The organism is Corynebacterium sp. MSK158, assembly GCF_030229085.1.
In the GTDB taxonomy this organism is placed as follows: Bacteria; Actinomycetota; Actinomycetes; order Mycobacteriales; family Mycobacteriaceae; genus Corynebacterium.
Window position 1 is genome coordinate 17824 of the sequence record NZ_JASPHJ010000017.1, and the last position, 17431, is coordinate 35254.

General features: G+C 61.2%; 19 protein-coding genes and 1 tRNA gene. 10 read left to right on the forward strand and 10 right to left on the reverse strand.

The features are described 5' to 3' along the window. Nucleotides 1-2: 2 nt before the first annotated feature. From pknB to QP915_RS10765, 3 genes are all read left to right on the forward strand, one after another. Nucleotides 3-1961, forward strand: coding sequence for a Stk1 family PASTA domain-containing Ser/Thr kinase (gene pknB / locus QP915_RS10755; protein ID WP_284769318.1), 1959 nt, complete (start codon nucleotides 3-5; stop codon nucleotides 1959-1961). Between the two features lie 64 nt (nucleotides 1962-2025). Beyond that, the gene (gene crgA, locus QP915_RS10760; protein ID WP_005326260.1) at nucleotides 2026-2295 is read left to right on the forward strand and encodes a cell division protein CrgA; all 270 of its coding nucleotides are present in this window, start codon (nucleotides 2026-2028) and stop codon (nucleotides 2293-2295) included. Between the two features lie 74 nt (nucleotides 2296-2369). Next, nucleotides 2370-2933 carry a hypothetical protein gene (locus QP915_RS10765; protein ID WP_284769319.1) on the forward strand — a complete coding sequence of 188 codons (564 nt, stop codon included), beginning with the start codon at nucleotides 2370-2372 and terminating at the stop codon, nucleotides 2931-2933. Here the strand turns inward: QP915_RS10765 and QP915_RS10770 are convergent. The 3 genes from QP915_RS10770 to QP915_RS10780 all read right to left on the reverse strand — a co-directional run bounded on the left by QP915_RS10770 (nucleotide 2905) and on the right by QP915_RS10780 (nucleotide 5939). Next, the gene (locus QP915_RS10770; protein ID WP_284769320.1) at nucleotides 2905-4338 is read right to left on the reverse strand and encodes a phytoene desaturase family protein; all 1434 of its coding nucleotides are present in this window, start codon (nucleotides 4336-4338) and stop codon (nucleotides 2905-2907) included. The genes QP915_RS10765 and QP915_RS10770 overlap by 29 nt on opposite strands. A 306-nt stretch (nucleotides 4339-4644) precedes the next feature. Next, nucleotides 4645-5298, reverse strand: a complete 654-nt coding sequence (locus QP915_RS10775; protein ID WP_284769321.1) for a rhomboid family intramembrane serine protease — start codon at nucleotides 5296-5298, stop codon at nucleotides 4645-4647. 110 nt (nucleotides 5299-5408) lie between these two features. Then, nucleotides 5409-5939: a peptidylprolyl isomerase gene (locus QP915_RS10780; RefSeq protein ID WP_005326254.1), complete on the reverse strand. Its 531-nt coding sequence runs from the start codon at nucleotides 5937-5939 to the stop codon at nucleotides 5409-5411. A 69-nt stretch (nucleotides 5940-6008) separates the two neighbouring features. Between QP915_RS10780 and QP915_RS10785 the strand changes: the two genes are divergently transcribed. Next, entirely contained in the window at nucleotides 6009-6668 is a 660-nt protein-coding gene (locus QP915_RS10785; RefSeq protein WP_284769322.1) for an HAD family hydrolase, read from the forward strand. Here QP915_RS10785 and QP915_RS10790 read toward each other — a convergent pair. Next, nucleotides 6628-8265, reverse strand: coding sequence for a dihydroxyacetone kinase family protein (locus tag QP915_RS10790; protein ID WP_284769323.1), 1638 nt, complete (start codon nucleotides 8263-8265; stop codon nucleotides 6628-6630). The genes QP915_RS10785 and QP915_RS10790 overlap by 41 nt on opposite strands. A gap of 142 nt (nucleotides 8266-8407) precedes the next feature. Between QP915_RS10790 and QP915_RS10795 the strand changes: the two genes are divergently transcribed. Continuing rightward, on the forward strand, nucleotides 8408-9046 hold the full coding sequence (locus QP915_RS10795; protein WP_284769324.1) for a DedA family protein: 639 nt from the start codon (nucleotides 8408-8410) through the stop codon (nucleotides 9044-9046). Nucleotides 9047-9095: 49 nt separating this feature from the next. On the opposite strand, the gene metE is transcribed toward QP915_RS10795, so the two are convergent. Further along, entirely contained in the window at nucleotides 9096-11366 is a 2271-nt protein-coding gene (gene metE / locus QP915_RS10800) for a 5-methyltetrahydropteroyltriglutamate--homocysteine S-methyltransferase (RefSeq protein ID WP_284769325.1), read from the reverse strand. Then, the gene (locus QP915_RS10805) at nucleotides 11353-12285 is read right to left on the reverse strand and encodes a methylenetetrahydrofolate reductase (protein ID WP_284769326.1); all 933 of its coding nucleotides are present in this window, start codon (nucleotides 12283-12285) and stop codon (nucleotides 11353-11355) included. The genes metE and QP915_RS10805 overlap by 14 nt, the downstream gene beginning before the upstream one ends. A 283-nt stretch (nucleotides 12286-12568) precedes the next feature. On the opposite strand from QP915_RS10805, the gene QP915_RS10810 reads away from it, so the two are divergent. From QP915_RS10810 to QP915_RS10820, 3 genes are all read left to right on the forward strand, one after another. Next, nucleotides 12569-13309, forward strand: a complete 741-nt coding sequence (locus QP915_RS10810) for a hypothetical protein (protein WP_284767200.1) — start codon at nucleotides 12569-12571, stop codon at nucleotides 13307-13309. 133 nt (nucleotides 13310-13442) lie between these two features. Then, nucleotides 13443-13646: a hypothetical protein gene (locus QP915_RS10815; RefSeq protein ID WP_005326240.1), complete on the forward strand. Its 204-nt coding sequence runs from the start codon at nucleotides 13443-13445 to the stop codon at nucleotides 13644-13646. A 99-nt stretch (nucleotides 13647-13745) separates the two neighbouring features. Beyond that, nucleotides 13746-14216 (forward strand): GNAT family N-acetyltransferase, encoded by a 471-nt coding sequence (locus tag QP915_RS10820; protein ID WP_238801888.1) that lies wholly within the window; start codon nucleotides 13746-13748, stop codon nucleotides 14214-14216. Here QP915_RS10820 and QP915_RS10825 read toward each other — a convergent pair. Both QP915_RS10825 and QP915_RS10830 read right to left on the reverse strand, forming a co-directional pair. Further along, the gene (locus QP915_RS10825) at nucleotides 14213-14461 is read right to left on the reverse strand and encodes a hypothetical protein (RefSeq protein WP_284769327.1); all 249 of its coding nucleotides are present in this window, start codon (nucleotides 14459-14461) and stop codon (nucleotides 14213-14215) included. The genes QP915_RS10820 and QP915_RS10825 overlap by 4 nt on opposite strands. A 249-nt stretch (nucleotides 14462-14710) precedes the next feature. Continuing rightward, a tRNA-Ala gene (locus QP915_RS10830) sits at nucleotides 14711-14783 on the reverse strand. 157 nt (nucleotides 14784-14940) lie between these two features. On the opposite strand from QP915_RS10830, the gene QP915_RS10835 reads away from it, so the two are divergent. Further along, nucleotides 14941-15804, forward strand: coding sequence for a polysaccharide deacetylase family protein (locus tag QP915_RS10835; protein ID WP_284769328.1), 864 nt, complete (start codon nucleotides 14941-14943; stop codon nucleotides 15802-15804). Beyond that, nucleotides 15804-16352 carry a DNA-3-methyladenine glycosylase gene (locus QP915_RS10840; RefSeq protein ID WP_284769329.1) on the forward strand — a complete coding sequence of 183 codons (549 nt, stop codon included), beginning with the start codon at nucleotides 15804-15806 and terminating at the stop codon, nucleotides 16350-16352. Before QP915_RS10835 ends, QP915_RS10840 begins: the two co-directional genes overlap by 1 nt. Before the next feature lie 18 nt (nucleotides 16353-16370). Here the strand turns inward: QP915_RS10840 and QP915_RS10845 are convergent, their stop codons facing one another. Beyond that, on the reverse strand, nucleotides 16371-16856 hold the full coding sequence (locus tag QP915_RS10845; RefSeq protein ID WP_284769330.1) for a MarR family winged helix-turn-helix transcriptional regulator: 486 nt from the start codon (nucleotides 16854-16856) through the stop codon (nucleotides 16371-16373). Between the two features lie 66 nt (nucleotides 16857-16922). Next, nucleotides 16923-17351 carry an MmcQ/YjbR family DNA-binding protein gene (locus tag QP915_RS10850; protein WP_150851362.1) on the reverse strand — a complete coding sequence of 143 codons (429 nt, stop codon included), beginning with the start codon at nucleotides 17349-17351 and terminating at the stop codon, nucleotides 16923-16925. Between the last annotated feature and the right edge of the window lie 80 nt (nucleotides 17352-17431).

Sequence of the window (17431 nt, forward strand, 5' to 3'; positions counted from 1 at the left end):
CGATGGTCAATGACCGCTATCGGAGAGGCGAGATCATCGGCGCCGGCGGCATGTCTGAGGTCTATGCTGCCGAAGACACCGCCCTAGGCCGCCAAGTAGCGGTAAAGATGCTCCGCCCAGAAATGGCGCGCGACGTCAACTTCCGCGAGCGTTTTTACCGCGAGGCCCAGAACTCGGGCAAGCTGAATCACCCCAATATCGTAGCGGTTTATGACACTGGCGAAACCGAGCTGGATGGCATAACCATCCCATATATCGTCATAGAGCGGGTCAACGGCCGCACCCTGCGCGATATCATTCGCGAAGACGGAGCCCTGTCCGCCCAAGAAGCGGCGGATATTCTCAAACCGGTAGCGGATGCACTGCAAGCCTCGCACGAGGCCGGGATTATCCACCGCGATATCAAGCCGGCAAATATTATGCTCACCAACACCGGCCAGGTGAAGGTGATGGACTTCGGCATCGCCCGTGCCTTGGATGATTCCACCTCGGCGATGACGCAAACTTCCGCCGTTATCGGCACCGCCCAGTACCTTTCCCCGGAGCAGGCCCGCGGTAAGAACGCGGATGCCCGCTCCGATGTCTATGCGCTGGGCTGCGTGCTCTATGAGGCGCTTACTGGCCATACGCCTTTTGAGGGCGAAACCCCCTTTGCGGTTGCGTATCAGCATGTGCAGGAAGAGCCGACGCCGCCGTCGGAGCTCATCGCGGATCCCTCGCTGACTCCTACCCAGCGCGTCAATATCGATGCGGTAGTACTTACCGCTATGGCCAAGCACCCGGCGGATCGTTATCAGTCCGCTTGGGAGATGGCCGGCGATTTGGAGCGCCTGCGCAATGGGCAGGTCACCGCTGCGGCCCGCATGCACGTCAACGAGGAAGAAGACGAGCAGCCTACCGAAATGGTCGGTGCCGCCGCACCAGCTGCGGCCGCGCACCGCGCGCCAATCCAGTCCACCCGCCCCACCGAGGACGATGACAATCAGGGTGGCGGCTGGATGAAGTGGCTGGCAGCGTTCCTGGCCGCCCTCTTGGTAGCCATCGTGGGCTACTTCGCCTGGGATTTCTTCTCCAACGATCAAGATTCTGAGGATAAGCCACGCCAGACCCAATCGGCTCACCAGGACAAAATCACCGTGCCCGAGGTGGAAAACCGCCCGCGCAACGAGGTGGTCAAGGAACTGGAAGACATGGGTCTGCAGGTCACCGTCAATGAGGAGGCCAACCCGGATATTCCACGCAATAATGCCATCCGCATTAATCCGGCCCCAGGCTCCGAGCTGCAAAAGAATGCCTCGGTGACCTTAACCGTTTCCTCTGGCAAGGAGATTACGGACGTCCCAGATATCACCGGCATGACCTTGGATGAGGCCGCTCGAGCCCTCGAAGGAGCAGGCTTGGTGCTCAATTCCGATGTCTCGGAAGAAAACGATGACTCCCCAGCCGGCCAGATCATCAAGCAGGACCCGGCCGGCGGCACCCAGCTGTCCAAGGGTTCGAAGGTGCGGGTAACGGTTTCTAAGGGCGTCGAAAAGAAGCGCGTGCCCAATGTCGCCGGCATGGACGTCGAGGATGCCCAGAGCCGTCTCGAGTCGAATGACTTTGATGTAGACGTCCGCGAGGTGGATTCCTTGGAACCAAAGGGCACGGTGCTCAGCGTCTCCAATCAGGGCGCGGAGCTGGAAAAGGGCAAGCCGGTTACCGTTGAGGTATCCAATGGCATGCTCTTTAAGGCCCCTGACCTGGTACGCAAGAATCAAGGCCAGGCCGAGGCCGCGTTGCGGGAGGCTGGCTGGACCGGCCAGTTCGTCGTGGGCGAGCCGGCACCTACCGGTGCGCTGGTGGATGCCAATAAGATTGGCTGGGCGTCTGTGAACCCGGGCGATACCATGCGCAAGGATCAAAATATTGATATCCGCCTGTGGAGCTTCGACCCCGCTGCACTTCTGCCGCAGCCATAACTGCTGGTATCCTAAGGCCTCAGTACGAACTTAGATAAGACTTTAAATCTAGAAAAGGTATCTTATGCCGAAGTCAAAGATTTCCCAGAGCTCCTCCGTCCCTACCTCGAGCTCTGCTACCAACCGCACGCCCGTCAAGATCAATTCTGAGGGCACCCCGAAGTGGTACGTCGCCATCATGCTGGGCCTGATGGTCATCGGCCTGCTGTGGTTGGTGGTCAATTACCTCGCTGGCCAGGACATCCCGTTCATGGCAGACCTCGGCGCTTGGAATTACGGCATCGGCTTTGGCCTGGCCATTATCGGCCTGCTGATGACCATGGGTTGGCGCTAAGCTCAATCTCCCAGCCTGTTCCCTCGCTCCCTACCTCCTGTAGGTGGCGAGGGTTTTTCATATCTAGGAGCCACATGTCTCGCCATATTCTTGCTGCTGGCCTCATTATTTCGGTGGCCTACGCGGCCGTGCACATCGCGTTTGCCGACGCCACCCTACTCACCGGCGCCGCTCCCCTCCGCCTTTCCGTGCGCAACTACCTAGGCAACGTCCTAGGATCGGGCATGGTGTGGGGAATCTTTAGCTTCCTCATGGGCAAGGATTTTCCGGGTCGGTGGCTCAAGGCACTCCTGGCCGGTACGGGAATCATCGTGATGATGCTGGCGCTGCACTATGCCTTGCTCGTGGTTTTCGGTGTATATAACTGGCGCGAGGCATTCGAGTACAACGCCCAGTGGTTCTTCCTGGCTCTCATTTCTGGACCGGTACTGGGGCTGGCCGGCGCGGCCTCGGCACGGTTCCGCTGGTTCGATTATCTGGCCGTCCTTGGCTTCCTCCTCGAGCCCGTGGTTGCCGGGCTCGTCCCAGGCAGTTCCTACCTGCCCCGCACCACGACCATCCCTGGGTACTGCGCCGCCGCGACTTTGTGGCTCATCGGCGCGGGCTTCTTTATTTGGCAGCGCCGTTCCACGCGCTAAGCGCTTCCTCCGCTGCCCACCACCCCGGCATGCCGTGCACGCCAGCGCCAGGAGCGGCGGAGCTAGAGGCCATAAATACCCCAGGGGCGAGGCGGTGCGGATGGGCCGACAGGCGTGGCCGCAGGAGGGTTTGCAGCCCGGTCATGGCGCCGCCGGCGATATCGCCGCCCACCAAATTGGGGTTCCACCGCTCCAGATCGGCCGGGCTCGTAGCGTGGGTGTCCAGGATGGTATCGCGAAAACCGGGGGCAAAACGTTCGATCTGGGCGGCAATCAGCTCGGTGACCTCGCCCGGATAGCGCTCCACATAGCCGCGCGGGACATGCGCATAGGTCCACAGTGTTTGCCCACGGGACGGGTCTGCCACATATTGCTGGCATGCCAATACCAAGGGGCGCTTAGGCATACGCCGCTTGCCGACGTCCCCCTCAGCCCCACATATCTCCTCCAGCGTTCCTCCCACATGTACGGTGCCGGCCTGACCCACACAGGGATCGGTCCACGGGACGGGCTCACTGAGGTGAAAGTCCACTTTGAAGACGGCGCTGCCATAGCGCCAACGCGCCAGACTGCGTCGGGTGCCGTCCCGCAGTTCCAGCCCACCCAGCCGCAGAATCTGGCGCGGGGTGAGGTTCACAATGGTCGCATCGGCCGGAGGCAGCTCCCGCAGGTCGGTGACCTCGCATCCGGTGTGGAGGCGGGCTTGGTGGGAACGGAGGAGGTTAAGGAGGGCGTCGATAAGAGCGCCGGTGCCGCCCTCCACCACGGGCCAGCCGCGGGTCATCCCTAGCCCGCCGAAGAGCAGGCCGAACGCCGAGGTAAAAGGCGTAGTCGGTGAGGTGATCGCGTGTACCGCGCTGCCCGCAAACAGGGCGCGGGCCTGGGGCGTACGGAAGGCCGCCCGCGCCAAGCTGCTGGCTGGGAAAACTCCGGCCGCGCCAAATTGCGCCAAGCGCACAGGGCGATGGGGCCAGCGCACCAGCGGGGTAAGCGCGTTATCCACATGCTCATCGATGTGGCGGACGATGTGCCCGTGCAGCCGCCTCCACGCCTGGGCATCGGTCCCCAACTCCGCCGCCGTGTCCGCCAAGGAACCGTGCAGGATCCCGGCCGGCGCGCCTTCGAGCGGATGGGCCATGGGATAAGGAGCATTGCGCCACCGCAAACCGTGGGCTTCCAAGTCGAGGGCGCGAAAGGCCGGGCTCGCTACGCCAAAGGGGTGCCCAGCCGCGCCGAGATCCACAATCGTGCCCGGGAAAATCTCCGCGGTGGATGCCGCTGCACCACCGGCCCAGCCGGCGCGCTCATAGATATCCACACTCCATCCGGCCATGGCCAGCCGCGCCGCGGCCGTGAGCCCATTCGGGCCTGCGCCGACGATCACAGCGCGAGGTTGATAATCCACAATGCTCCTTATGCAGGTCAGAGCCCAAATTTATCAGTCTTGTTAACACAATGGGTAGAAAGTTATCCACAGGCTGTGGAGAAAACCTGTGAAATGTGAATTTCACACAATTATTAACACCCTGTGGATAACTGTTTTCACGGGCTTCCACAAGCTGATTTTCGCACTTTCGCACGGGCCAGACCAGCGTGATCAGGGAAAACTCCGGAAAAGCGTTCGGTAAATTACAAAAATGTAGTTATCCACAATGTGGATAACCATTGTGGAATTCTTTCGCACACGCTTTCCGGTGATCAAATTCCACAGTTATCCCCAAACCCCAGCTTGATGGGCTAGTAGCGCGAGGACTACCACGGCCACCGCAGCAACGCCGCCCCAGCGGAGGGTGGGGCTTTTTCTATAGAGGAAAAGGCTCAACACGATGCCTGTGCACAACCCACCAAGGTGTCCCCACAGGGATACGCCATCGGCTAGAAAGGTATAGGCCACATTCGCCAGAACGAGGGCGATGGGTGCGCGGAGATCGAGCCCGCGCTGGCGGTAAGCACCCACCAGCATGGCCATGAGCGCGAAGAGCGCGCCCGAGGCGCCGACGGTGGGGGTCTCAAAATCGAATGTCAAGATCATGGCGGACGCGCCGAGGCAAGAAATGAGGTAGGCGGCGAGGTACAGCGCAGTGCCAAGCGCCCGCTCGACTTCCTTGCCTATGAGCAGGAGCATGATCATGTTCACCGCCACGTGGCCCGCGTCCAGGTGCATGAACGCGGAGGACAGCGCGGTCTGCGGCGCAATCGGGTATTGCGGGCCCCACAGGCCCCAATCCACCGCGAGGTCGGATTCATAAAAGGTAGCGCCCAGCGTCCGCGCCTGCACGGCGGTAATGAGCCAGGCAATGATGCAGACGGCGGCGATGAGCGCGGTCGCTGGGGTGGCGCGGACATAGTTTCTCACCATGGTCATGAAGTTGTCAGTCCTTGAGGCGGGGTCTAGTGGTGGATGGCTCGGGGTAAAACTGCGACGAGCCCGCCGCCGCATGGATAATGCGGTGACGGGCCCGAGGGAAAAGGCGATTACGCGATATCGATGGACTCGATAACAACGTCCTCGTGCGGACGGTCCATGCGGTCGGTATCAACCTTGGCGATCTTGGACACAACCTCCTGGGAGGCAGCATCGGTAACCTCACCAAAGATGGTGTGGTGGTTGTTCAGGTGCGGGGTCGGTGCCACGGTGATGAAGAACTGGGAGCCGTTGGTGCCTGGGCCGGCATTGGCCATGGCCAGCAGGAATGGACGGTCAAACTGCAGCTCCGGGTGGAACTCGTCCTGGAACTGGTAGCCCGGGCCACCGCGGCCGGTGCCGGTTGGGTCGCCGCCCTGGATCATGAAGTTATCGATGATGCGGTGGAAGATTGCGCCGTCATAGAACGGGCCGGACTGCTCGCCCTTTGCGTTCTGGGTGGAGTAGTCCTTCTCGCCCTTGGCCAGGCCGATGAAGTTTTCAACGGTTACCGGTGCGTGGTTACCGAAGAGATCGATAACAATGTCGCCGTAGTTGGTATGCATCGTTGCAGTTGCGGTCTTCTGAGTCATGCCAGCCATTGTAAAGAATTTAACGCGCGCCTGCCGCGCATGACATAACGCTGTCAGCGATCGCGCTAGCCTCAAGGTATGATTCGCGCGCTACTTTTTGATCTGGATGACACCTTGCTCGACCACACCGGCGCGGCCCGGGACGCAGTGGATCAGTGGTGCCGCGAGCTAGGACTGCCCGAGGGACAGCATGCGCGCTTTGCGGCCATCGAGCGCACCTGGTTCAGCGCCTACGAGCGCGGCGAGGTCACCCACCAGGGTCAGCGGGCGGCGCGCTGCCGCGAATTCCTCGGCCGGGAGATGAGCGATGCCGAGGCGTTGACCGCTTATGACGGCTATCTTTCCGCCTACCGGCAGCAGTGGCGCGCTTTTGCCGACGCCCTGCCCACCCTCACCTGGGCCCTCGAGTCCGGCTTCCGGGTGGGCGTGCTCACCAACGGCGAGCGCGAGATGCAGCAGGCCAAGCTAGAGGCCACGGGCCTTGCGCTTGCCGACGTCCTCCTCATCCCCACCGTCGACCTTGGCTGCCCCAAACCGCAGCGCGCGGCCTACCTCGCCGCCTGCGATCAACTTGGCACCGCCCCCGCAGACACGGTCATGGTGGGCGATTCCCTAGCCAACGATGTGCAGGGCGCGCGCACGGCGGGGCTGCACGCGCTCCACCTCGACCGTGCGGGGAATGGGGATCTGCGCTCGCTTAGCGCGCTGAAAGAGGTTCTCCCCCAAAGAGCCAGCTGACCACGAGGGCGCCCGGATCGATTACTCCCTTGCTGCGATCTCCCAGGTAGGAGGCGCGACCCCTCTTCGCGGCGAGGTCCTCAGTATCGAGGGCTCCGGCATGGGCAGCTGTGAAAAGCGCCTGCAGAGTCTCCGCATCCGGATCCTTCGCCCCCAGTTCACGGGCCTTTTCGGCGGCCGGGATGAGGGCATCGAGCATGGTGCGATCGCCGCGCTTCGCGCCACCAAGCTCGTGGATAAGGTCGGCCGCGGCAGTAAGCCCATCCGCCAGCGACTCCGCCCGGGCCAGCTCAGTAAAGAGCGTGCCGAAGACGGCCCCGGAGGTACCGCCGGCGAGGACGAGCAGGCGCTTGGCCAGCCCGGTGAGGATCTCCGTATCCGTGCCGCGCAGGGGAAGCTCGATGCCGCCGAAGGCCGCCTCCATATTCTGGCCAAAGTCGCCGTCGCCAGCCTTGCGGTCCAGCTCGGTCAGCGCCTCGAAGGAGGCTTGGAGGCGCTCCACAAAGGCGGTGAGCCACTGATTTTCCTCGCCCTCGGTGGGCAGCTCGTCCTGGAAGGTGATGGTGGCCGGTTCCACCGCCTTCGCACCGCCTAGGGTATGGGGCCAGGCAGGGGCGGAGGTGGGGGCGTCGATAAGCTCGAGCAACTCCGCGTCCGCCTTGAGCAGCGTAAAAGAAGCGCCGTGCATATTCACCGCGGTGACATAAGAACCCACCAACGACCGGGCGACGGTGATGCCGCGCTGGGCCAGCTGCGCGGAGGCCTCGCCAAAGAGCAGGCTCAGCTCCAGCGGGGTGGTACCGCCGAGGCCATTGACCAGGCACACCACCTCATCGCCGCGGCCCAGGTCCAGGGCGGGCACGATCTTTTCCAGGACCTGGTTCACTATGGCGCTCGCACTATCTACCTGCTCGGTGTGCGTGCCCGGCTCGCCGTGAATGCCCACGCCCACCTCCATCTGGCCGGCTTCCAGATCGAAGGTTTCGCGGCCGGTAGTCGGCATGAAGCCGGCGCCCAGCGCCACGGACATGCTGCGGGAATTCTCCGCGGCACGCTTGCCCAACTCAGCGACTGTGTCCACGTCATCGCCGCGGTAGGCGGCGGCGCCTGCGACCTTTTCCACCAGGATGGTCGCGCCGGTACCGCGGCGGCCGGGGCCGTCCTCGTTGCCATCGGTGGCAATATCATCAGCCACCAGCACCGTGCGGGTATCTACCGCCTCGGCGGCGTTGCGGGCGACGGTGAAATTCATGACGTCACCGGTGTAGTTCTTCACCACGTGGACTACTCCCCTGCCCTGGTCGGCCCACTGGGTGGCCTCGCTGATCTGAACCGCGTTCGGGGAGGTAAACAGCAGTCCCGGGCAGGCCGCTGCGAGCATGCCCTGGCCGACGAACCCGGCATGCATCGGTTCGTGGCCGGAACCGCCACCAGAAATCACCGCCACTGCCGGATCGCCGTCCGCGGTGCGCAGCGGCGTGGTGCGGCCAATGAAGCCGACGTCGTGCCAGCGGGCATCGGGGTGGTTGGCGATGAGCCCAGCGAGGGCATCGGCGAGGAAAGTGTCTTGGCTATTGCGGAATGCGGAGTGGTTCATACCTCCACGCTAGTGATGTCGCTTACCCGGAAGCTAGGAGGAGAAAAGAAACATACCGGTTCCATTCGGACACCCAGCGGATTCGCAGCCACTTTGCAATTTGCGGAGGATACTAAAAGAACCACTAAGAAAGGATCCGCACATGGATTTCTTGTCCTCCCTCCACAACCTCATGGACGCGGGCTCGCTGCTCCAGAGTTTCGGACCTTATATCCTCCTCGGCGTCGCCGTCGTCATCTTCATCGAGTCCGGCGTGCTTTTCCCATTCCTGCCGGGCGATTCACTGCTCGTGACCGCGGCCATCCTGCGCCACGAACTCGATATCAACGCCTGGCTGCTCTTTGTCGTGGCCGCGGTGGCCGCCTTTGCCGGCGACCAAGTGGGCTTCTACCTGGGCCGCCGCTTTGGCCGCAAGCTCTTCAAGGACGATGCCCGCGTCCTGCGCACCGAACACCTCGATAGCGCGGAAGACTTCTTCCAGCGCCACGGCCCGGTAGCCCTAGTATTGGGCCGCTTCGTGCCGATTGTGCGCACCTTCGTCCCCTTCGCCGCGGGTACCGCAGAAATGGGCTACTCCTCGTTCCTGCGCTGGAATATCCTCGGCGGCATAGGCTGGGTAGGTTCCATGCTGCTCGTCGGCGTACTGCTGGGCGGCATCCCGGGCATCGCCCACTCCATCGACATCATCATGCTCATCGTGGCGGCAATTTCCGTGCTGCCGATGATCATCGGCTGGATCAATAAGCGCCGCAAGGCACAGCGCGAAATCCCGGCCAAATAAGAATTTTTATTCTTTACCCGGCCGGGATTGCGGTGCAATTAGGGAGGATTTAGAGCGAATCGCGCACCTCATCGCGAGCCAGCACCATATTGCGCAGGGAGGCCTCGGTCTCCTCGTAGCCACGGGTCTTCAGGCCGCAGTCCGGGTTAACCCACAGGCGCTCGACCGGCACGTGCTTGAGCGCAGCGCGGATGAGCTCGGCCATCTCCGCTACGGAAGGCACGCGCGGGGAGTGAATATCGTAGATACCCGGGCCGATTTCGGAGTGGAAGGTCTCGTCGATATCCTCCAGCAGCTCCATGCGGGAGCGGGCAGCCTCGATGGAGGTGACATCGGCATCCAGGCCGGCAACGGCATCGATGATCTGGCCGAACTCGGAGTAGCACAGGTGGGTGTGGATCTGGGTGGTCGGCTTGGCCTCGAGCGCTACCAGGCGGAAGGAACGCACGGCCCAGTCCAGGTAGGCCTTGCGGTCTTCCTCGCGCAGCGGCAGCAGCTCGCGCAGGGCGGGCTCGTCGATCTGGATGATGTCGATGCCGGCCTCTTCCAGGTCATGCACCTCATCTGCCAGCGCGACGCCGAGCTGATCCGCGGAGACGGACTGATGTACGTCATCTCGCACGAAGGACCAGGCCAGAATGGTCACCGGACCGGTGAGCATGCCCTTGACGTGGTGCTCCGAGAGCGACTGCGCGTACTTGGACCACTCGGTGGTCATCGCAGCCGGGCGGGAGATGTCACCCACAACGATTGGCGGACGGGTGCAGCGGGAGCCATAAGACTGGACCCAGCCGTTTTCGGTGGTGACAAAGCCATCGAGCAGCTCGGCAAAGTACTGAACCATGTCATTGCGCTCCGGCTCGCCATGGACGAGGACGTCGAGGCCGAGGCGCTCCTGCAGCTCAATGACGGACTTGACTTCGTCCTTGAGGGCGGCGTTGTAGTCGGCGTCGGAAAGCTCGCCCTTGCGGTGCGCCGCACGCGCCTGGCGGATCTCCTTGGTCTGGGGGAAGGAGCCGATGGTGGTGGTTGGCAGCTGCGGCAGGCCTAGTTCCTTCTGCGCCTCGTTGCGCTCAGCAAAGGCAGGCTCGCGCTTAACCTCGCCGGCCGGCAGCTTTTCGATGCGCGCCTTCACCGCCGCGTTGTGGATGCGCTCGGATTCGGCACGGGTGCGCACTGCGCGGTCACTGATGCTATATGCCTCCGGTGCCTCTAGCGGACCCTGGGACAGGGCGACGACTTCCTTGACCTTCTCGTTGGCGAAGGAGAACCACGTAGCGACGTCGGCCGGCAGCTTGGTTTCCGCCTCCACGGTGTGTGGCACGTGCTGCAGGGATACGGAGGTAGACACGGAAAGGGAATCGAGGCTGTCCTCCAGGTCTTCGTACTTGGAGCGCAGGTCGCGTAGGTTGGCGGCCCAGACATTGCGGCCGTCGATAAGCCCAGCAACCACGTGAGAGTTCAGCTTCTTCACGCGCTCGAGGTAGCCCTCATCGAGTGCCAGGGTGCCTACGGAAAGGTCCACCTGGACAGCCTCTGGTTTGAGCTCCGCCAGAACGTCGAGGCCCTTGCGGGCAGAACCGTACGGAGTGGTGAGGTATACCTGCGGGCGGTTGTCCGCGCCCAAAATGGCCTCATAGGCGCGCTTGGTATGGGCGGCCAGTTCCTCATCATTGGCAATGGTCAGGTCCGCTACCAGGGCAGGCTCGGCCAGCTGTACCCACTTCACGCCGGACTTATCCAGCTCGGCCAGTACCTCCTGGTATGCCTTGACGGCATCATCCAGGCGGTCGAGCGGAGACTTGGTAGCACCCTCTGCCTGCTTAGACAGGGCCAGCAGGGTAACCGGGCCGACGAGGTATGGGCGCACGGTATGGCCTGCCGCGCGGGCCTCTTCCACCAGCTTGATAACGCGCTGCGGGTGCGCCTTGAAGTCCTGGTCATCGGCGATTTCCGGGACGATGTAGTGGTAGTTGGTGTCGAACCACTTGGTCATTTCCAGCGGCGCGGTGTCCTTATTGCCGCGGGCCAAGGTGAACTCATCATCCAGGGTCTCGCCGACCACGGCGCCAACGGTCAGTGCGGTCTCGAGCACCTGGTCGTAGTAGGCGACGTCGGCAGGAATGGCGTAGTCCTCAGTAAGTCCCAGGTCGCGCAGGCGGTTATAGGTATCCAAGCGCAGGGAATGTGCGGCAGACTCGAAGGTTTCCGCATCGATGCGGCCTGCCCAGTAGGATTCCAGCGCACGCTTGAGTTCACGGTTAGCGCCGACGCGAGGGTAGCCCTCAATCGTCGCCTTGGGGAAGTTAGTGTTCGTCATTGTCTACTCCGATTCGAGATAACAGGTCTTGCGTAATGTCCGGGTTGTTGTGGGTATAGATATGGAGGCCGTCCGCGCCGCCGGCCACGATGGTGCGGGCCAATTGGGCGGTAAGCTCCATGCCGATTTCGTATTCCTCTTCTGGGGTTGTCGCTGCCGCGAGCTGGTTGCGCACCCTCTCGGGTACGGTCAGCCCGGACAGCTGCCCCATTCGCTCCAACCGGCGCAGGCTAGTCATGGGCATAATCCCCGGAATGAGGGGGATCTTCACCCCGGCCAATTTCGCCTTTTGGGCGAAGCGGAGAAAGTCCTCCGCATCGAAGAAAAGCTGGGTGATGGCGAAGTCCGCGCCGAGGCGCTGCTTATTAAGCAGGACGTCGAAGTCTTCGTCCTCGTTCTTGGATTCGGCATGGCCGCTGGGGTAGCACGCCACGCTCACCGCGAGGCGGCCGGCGGCAAAGCGGGCCGCCTGGTGGCTTTCCAGCTGGCGGATGAGGCGAACCAGCTCATCGGCATGTTGCAGGTAGTGCTCGGGCATGCCCCCTTCGGGGAGATCGCCGCGCAGGGCCAGCAGGCCGCGCACGCCGGCATCCACCAAGCGATTAATCCACCCGATGAGCTCGGCGCGCGTCCCGGCCGTGCAGGCCAGGTGCGCCAGGGGACGCATAGAGGTGTTCTGCGAAATCTTCTCAATGAAGGCCGCGGTTCCCTCCAACCAACCGGAGCGCTGGGAACTGGTCACCGCGATGTAATCAGGGTGATAGCTTTCCAGGACTTCTAGTAAGCGGTCGATTTTGGCGGCATCGGCATCGTGGCGCGGCGGGATCACCTCAAAGGAAAGGGCAAGGCGCTCGGGCGCATGTGCTTCCTCTTCACTTTCATAGTCCAAGGGCGCAGAAGCCGAAAGTCGCGGGCTCATGGTCACCTCCTTTGCTGGTCGTCGTTGGTGTGTTGAGAAAAAACGTACCAAGCTGTTCAGTTTGCGCGGTAGCGATTCTGCAATGGTGATACCTTTGCAAGCCTGCAAACTGCGAGGTTGGCGAAAAATCGGGTGAATAATAATCGTTAATTCTGAACCAAGCGGTCTATTTCTAGCGCGTTCCCCCTGCACGCCACGACGCCAACGGTGGTACACCAACCACCACGTCACTATGCTGGGTGAAAGCGAATTGATAAATCTGAGTTAAGGAGTGTTCCACCCCATGAACCCCACCACGCTAAACGTGGCCTTTAAGACCGCATCGAACCTGTGGAGCCAGTTCAATAACTACCGCGAAGAAAAGTCCCGCGAGGCCTACACCGCCCTGGAAGAGGCCGCACAGAAGATGGACGAGCGCGACAACAGCACCTTCGCCGAGCCGCGCCGCCAAGCAGGCGCCGTTACCCGCGCCGCACACTCCCGCCTCGAGCGCGCCCTGGCGGAGTTCAACGACTACCGCGAAGACGCCACCGAGCGCCTGAACGACGCCAAGGAAGAGGCCACCAAGAAGGCTAAGAAGGCCCGCAAGCAGGCAAAGAAGGATTCTCAGAAGGCCCAGAAGAACCTCAAGAAGAAGTCCGCCAAGGTAGCCAAGAAGCAGAAGAAGAATAAGAAGTCTTCTAAGGGTTGGATCTTCGCCGGCATCATCGCCCTGCTGTCCGCTGCGGCCGGTGCCGCCTATTACTGGCTGCGCTCCAACGACAAGCCGTCCCAGACCCCGCCGCGCGTGGATGATTTCCAGTCCGATTCCCATACCGCTCCGGAGTCCACCTTGGTCTACACCTCCACCAGCGAGAATGACACCCAGTCTGACCTCGTTGAAGAAGGTGCCGTACGCGATGAGGAGCTCCTCGGTTCCATCGATGAGCAGCTGGCCAAGCACCGCGAGGAAGAAGCAGCTCAGCCGGCCGATACCACCCGCGTTACCGATGACCACCAAAACGAGGGCAAGCACCGCTTGTAAACCGAGGAATAAATACGCTTACCACCCCGCCGTGGGGGTATGCGTGGCGTTGTCTAGATCTCATTGCTTTGCCTAAACAAAAATCTCTTGATTGAATTCCCACATTAGGGATCTTTCTACAAGGAGATGAACAATGAGCTTTGAGTCCCTCACCGTCAAGCTCAAAGACGGCTCAACGTACTACTTCCCGGCAGGTGCGGTGTCCAAAGACCCTTCCTCTCGCGTGGATAACCTGCGCTTCGCCATCGATAACGGAACCACCTTCCACTCCGTGGATGAGGCCGGCATCGAGCGCGAATTCAACGGTCACGACGTCCGCAATTACCACCTAGCCTAAGCGTTAGCACAATCCCTTCCCCGCAGGTCACCAACCTGTGCGGAGGGGATTTTCGCATGCCCACCCCACGCTGCTGCCCCGCCGTCTATCGTGGATCTTATGGAACTTCGCGCAACGCAGGAATCTGACCGCACCTACCTCGCCCGCCTCAACTTTCTTACCGATACTTTCGGTGACGAGCACGGCGAGCTCTCCCCCGACTTCGCCGATGATTTCGCCTTCTACGTGGAAAATTGGGATCCCAACCAGGGCGGTTTCATCGCCTGGCAGGAGCTCGTCCCGGCTGGCGGCGTGTGGCTCAACTGGGGGACGGAGGACAATCACGGCTTTGGCTTTGTCGAACCCGCCATTCCGGAGCTCGCCATCGCGGTCGAGGCCCGCTATAAGGGCCAGGGCATTGCCACCGCGCTTATCGACGCCGCCATCTCCCTCGCCCAGACCCTGCGCGCCCCCGGCATCTCGCTAGCCGTCCACCCCGATAATCCCCGCGCCAAGGGCCTCTACGAGCACCTCGGCTTCGAGCACGTAGGCAGCCACAAGGATCATTTTGTGATGGTCAAGCGCTTCTAAATCGAACGCAGGCGGGCGTGGGTGACGTAGATCGGCTCGTTATCCACGGCCGTCTTAAATTCTTCGGTCAGGCCAGCCATAACTGCCTCACGCGCCTCTTCGCGGGTGCTGTGAAAGCTCACAACCTCACCATCCACCGCGGCTTCGCCGCGCTTGCGCACTACAACGAATTCCGCGCCCTCCGGCGCCGCAACTTCCTTGTCTGCGGAGGTAAAGGGATCACTGTAGCGAACATTGGCGGTCATGGTTGGTCTCCTAGTGGTATCGCGGGACAGTAATGATTCCCCGTTCACTGTACTGAAAGTTTCTCCCCCGCGACTTTGCACACTTCCGCGCTCTTCTTTCACTGTTCGCGATTTTCGTCCATATAAACCGGCACAACCGTCGACGGAAACCACAGTTTGTATGGACGAAAATCGCTAAATCAACCCCCCTGAACCCCTCCACATAGAAAAAGTCCGGCCCCTCCGAAGAGGAAGCCGGACTTCATGCTGTGGAGCATAGGAGAATCGAACTCCTGACCTTCTGCTTGCAAAGCAGATGCTCTACCAATTGAGCTAATGCCCCAGTGCCTAAATACTTTACTACCGCAGGCGAAGTAACTCCAAACCTGAACCACGCAAACCACTTTGGCCACTTTAGGCATGTCCTATCACTTCCGTAACACGCAGGCGCTAGGGTCATGGACACATCATGTCCACTTTCCCTCATCCTTAGGAAGACTATGCGCCGCATTCTCACCTCCGCCCTCACCGTGCTCGTCGCCGCTGCCGTTCCGGCGGCCGCTAACGCACAGTTGCCGCAGATTCCACAGCTACCTGCATCCTCCAGCTCGAATATCCAAGACGAAATCAACCACCGCATCGATGACGCCCGAGCGCAGGTCGAGGACATCTCCTCCAAGGCCTTCTCCCCAAAGGCTCCTAAGCAGAAGGCGCCCTCCCCGGCCCAGAAGAAGAAAACAAAGCCACGCAATAATGGTGGCGTCGACTGTGCCAACTGCGTAGCTATCACCTACGACGACGGCCCAGGCGCCGAAACCAACCGCCTGCTAGACAAGCTCAAGGCCAAGAACGCGCATGCAAGCTTCATGGTTCTCGCCCCCAGTGCTGAGCAGCACCCTGAGCTCCTCCAACGCATGAAGGCCGAGGGCCACACCATCGGCAACCACACCAAGAGCCACCGCCAACTCAACACGCTGTCCCCTGAGCAGGTATCCCAAGAAATCGACGCCGGCAACGCCGCTATTAAGAAGGCCACCGGCCAGGGGACGCGCTGGGTACGCCCGCCCTACGGAGCTACCAACGCCACCGTGGATCAGGTAACCCGCGATAAGGGCGTCTCCCAGGCGCTCTGGGACGTCGATACCGTGGATTGGAAAGACCGCAACTCTGAGCACGTCTGTTCCTCGGCCGTGCAGGGTGCCCGCGCCGGCTCCATTGTCTTGATGCATGATATCCACCCCACCACCGTGGACGCTGCCGATTGCGTCATCGATGGCCTACGCGCCAAGGGCCTCGAACCTGTGAGCCTGGATCGCCTCCTGCGCACCCCCGTGGCAGGTAAGCGCTACTACGCTCGTGGTTAATGATTGATTTTTCCCTGACTGCCGACGCCGTCGCTCCCCAACTCCTCGGCTGCACCCTCACCCATGCCGGGGTGAGCATCCGCCTCACTGAGGTCGAGGCTTACCTAGGCGCCGAGGACTCCGCGGCACACACCTTCAATGGCAAGACCCCGCGTAATGCGGCCATGTTCGGTCCGCCGGGCAGGTTCTACGTCTATATTTCTTACGGCATCCACCGCAACGTCAATATCGTCTGTGCCCCTGAAGGCACTGGCCAGGGCTGCCTGCTGCGCGGCGGTGAAATCATCGAGGGCGCCGACACCGCCTTCGCCCGCCGTGGCACCTCTGATTTTCATAACCTCGCCCGCGGGCCGGGAAACCTCGGCAAGGCCCTCGGCTTCACGCTCGAAGACAACCACCAACCAATACAGCTTGTCGAGCGAACCACCGAACCAGAATGGGTGCGCGGACCGCGTATCGGTATCTCTAAAAACAAGGAAGCGGCCCTACGGTTTTGGATCCCCTTCGATAAAACCGTCTCGGGCCGCCGCGGCTATCCCAAGAAATAGCCCTGCTAGTTCCACTATTTAATAGCGCCCACCGTAGCGCTCATCATTCTCGATGGCCTTAATGATCCGCTGATTAATCTGCAGCATCTGGCGAATCTGCGTACGGGTGAGGCTATCCATTACGGACTTGCGCGCCTGCTTAGCGTGCCCAGGCGCAGTCTCTACTACCTTGTCCCAGCCGCTATCCGTCAGCTGTGCCATGGTGGTGCGCCCATCAGTCGGGCATGGCTGACGCACGACCCACCCCTGCTTTTCCAGGCGCGTAACGACCTGGCTCAAGCGGGACAAAGATCCATTGGAGGTAATCGCCAAATCGCGCATACGCATCTCGCGACTTTCCGCCTCCGATAGCCGAGATAGCACTGTATATTCAAAAAAGCTCAAGCCTGCGTCATCGCGCAGCTGAGCATCCAAAATATTGGTTAAGCGAATATTTACGCTCATTAGAGACATAAATGATGTGAGTTCTTCATCATCCAGCCAGTAGTCATCGCGCTCGGTCATGGGATTTATTCTATCAACTTGGCTTTAATTCTAAAGTGACTCGTCACTGTCCTAAACGCAAAGGCCTTAGTGTCCAGAGGACGGCTCGATCGGCCGCTGCCTTCTCGGCAGCTTCTCTACCACCAAACGATAAGAATCCGTGACCAACTCCTCTATCAGCTGTTGGTGCAGCTCTGCGTGTGGATAGACGGAAACCCAATGCCGTTTATTCATGTGGTAGCCCGGCGCAATGAATGGATACTGCTGCTGTAGCGCTTGGCAGTCTTCCGGCTCGGCCTTAATGATCATTTGCTGTTGACCGGTCACCGCTGTCAACAGCAAGAAAATTTTGCCGCGTACTTTGAATACGTCCCAGTCGGGACCAAAAGGATGCAGCACCTGCGAGCCGAACATCTCTTCGGCGCGCTGCCGCGCAACCTTGTAGATGCCGCTCCCGTCCAACATCGCCCCCCATTTCGTTGTTAGCAGTTCCACCTCAGGGCGCCGAAGATTCATAGTCTGTCCACCCGATTGGGCGGGCTATGTTTATTTCCGTTCCCTCCGTCTGAAAGGACAGTAGAACTAGTCGCGGGCTT

What these genes read in the sequence shown, in the direction of transcription:
- pknB (WP_284769318.1), top strand. Translation starts at nt 3, where the DNA reads ATGGTCAATGACCGCTATCGGAGAGGCGAGATCATCGGCGCCGGCGGC.
- crgA (WP_005326260.1), top strand. Translation starts at nt 2,026, where the DNA reads ATGCCGAAGTCAAAGATTTCCCAGAGCTCCTCCGTCCCTACCTCGAGC.
- QP915_RS10765 (WP_284769319.1), top strand. Translation starts at nt 2,370, where the DNA reads ATGTCTCGCCATATTCTTGCTGCTGGCCTCATTATTTCGGTGGCCTAC.
- QP915_RS10775 (WP_284769321.1), bottom strand. Translation starts at nt 5,298, where the DNA reads ATGACCATGGTGAGAAACTATGTCCGCGCCACCCCAGCGACCGCGCTC.
- QP915_RS10780 (WP_005326254.1), bottom strand. Translation starts at nt 5,939, where the DNA reads ATGGCTGGCATGACTCAGAAGACCGCAACTGCAACGATGCATACCAAC.
- QP915_RS10785 (WP_284769322.1), top strand. Translation starts at nt 6,009, where the DNA reads ATGATTCGCGCGCTACTTTTTGATCTGGATGACACCTTGCTCGACCAC.
- QP915_RS10790 (WP_284769323.1), bottom strand. Translation starts at nt 8,265, where the DNA reads ATGAACCACTCCGCATTCCGCAATAGCCAAGACACTTTCCTCGCCGAT.
- QP915_RS10795 (WP_284769324.1), top strand. Translation starts at nt 8,408, where the DNA reads ATGGATTTCTTGTCCTCCCTCCACAACCTCATGGACGCGGGCTCGCTG.
- metE (WP_284769325.1), bottom strand. Translation starts at nt 11,366, where the DNA reads ATGACGAACACTAACTTCCCCAAGGCGACGATTGAGGGCTACCCTCGC.
- QP915_RS10805 (WP_284769326.1), bottom strand. Translation starts at nt 12,285, where the DNA reads ATGAGCCCGCGACTTTCGGCTTCTGCGCCCTTGGACTATGAAAGTGAA.
- QP915_RS10810 (WP_284767200.1), top strand. Translation starts at nt 12,569, where the DNA reads ATGAACCCCACCACGCTAAACGTGGCCTTTAAGACCGCATCGAACCTG.
- QP915_RS10815 (WP_005326240.1), top strand. Translation starts at nt 13,443, where the DNA reads ATGAGCTTTGAGTCCCTCACCGTCAAGCTCAAAGACGGCTCAACGTAC.
- QP915_RS10820 (WP_238801888.1), top strand. Translation starts at nt 13,746, where the DNA reads ATGGAACTTCGCGCAACGCAGGAATCTGACCGCACCTACCTCGCCCGC.
- QP915_RS10825 (WP_284769327.1), bottom strand. Translation starts at nt 14,461, where the DNA reads ATGACCGCCAATGTTCGCTACAGTGATCCCTTTACCTCCGCAGACAAG.
- QP915_RS10835 (WP_284769328.1), top strand. Translation starts at nt 14,941, where the DNA reads ATGCGCCGCATTCTCACCTCCGCCCTCACCGTGCTCGTCGCCGCTGCC.
- QP915_RS10840 (WP_284769329.1), top strand. Translation starts at nt 15,804, where the DNA reads ATGATTGATTTTTCCCTGACTGCCGACGCCGTCGCTCCCCAACTCCTC.
- QP915_RS10845 (WP_284769330.1), bottom strand. Translation starts at nt 16,856, where the DNA reads ATGACCGAGCGCGATGACTACTGGCTGGATGATGAAGAACTCACATCA.
- QP915_RS10850 (WP_150851362.1), bottom strand. Translation starts at nt 17,351, where the DNA reads ATGAATCTTCGGCGCCCTGAGGTGGAACTGCTAACAACGAAATGGGGG.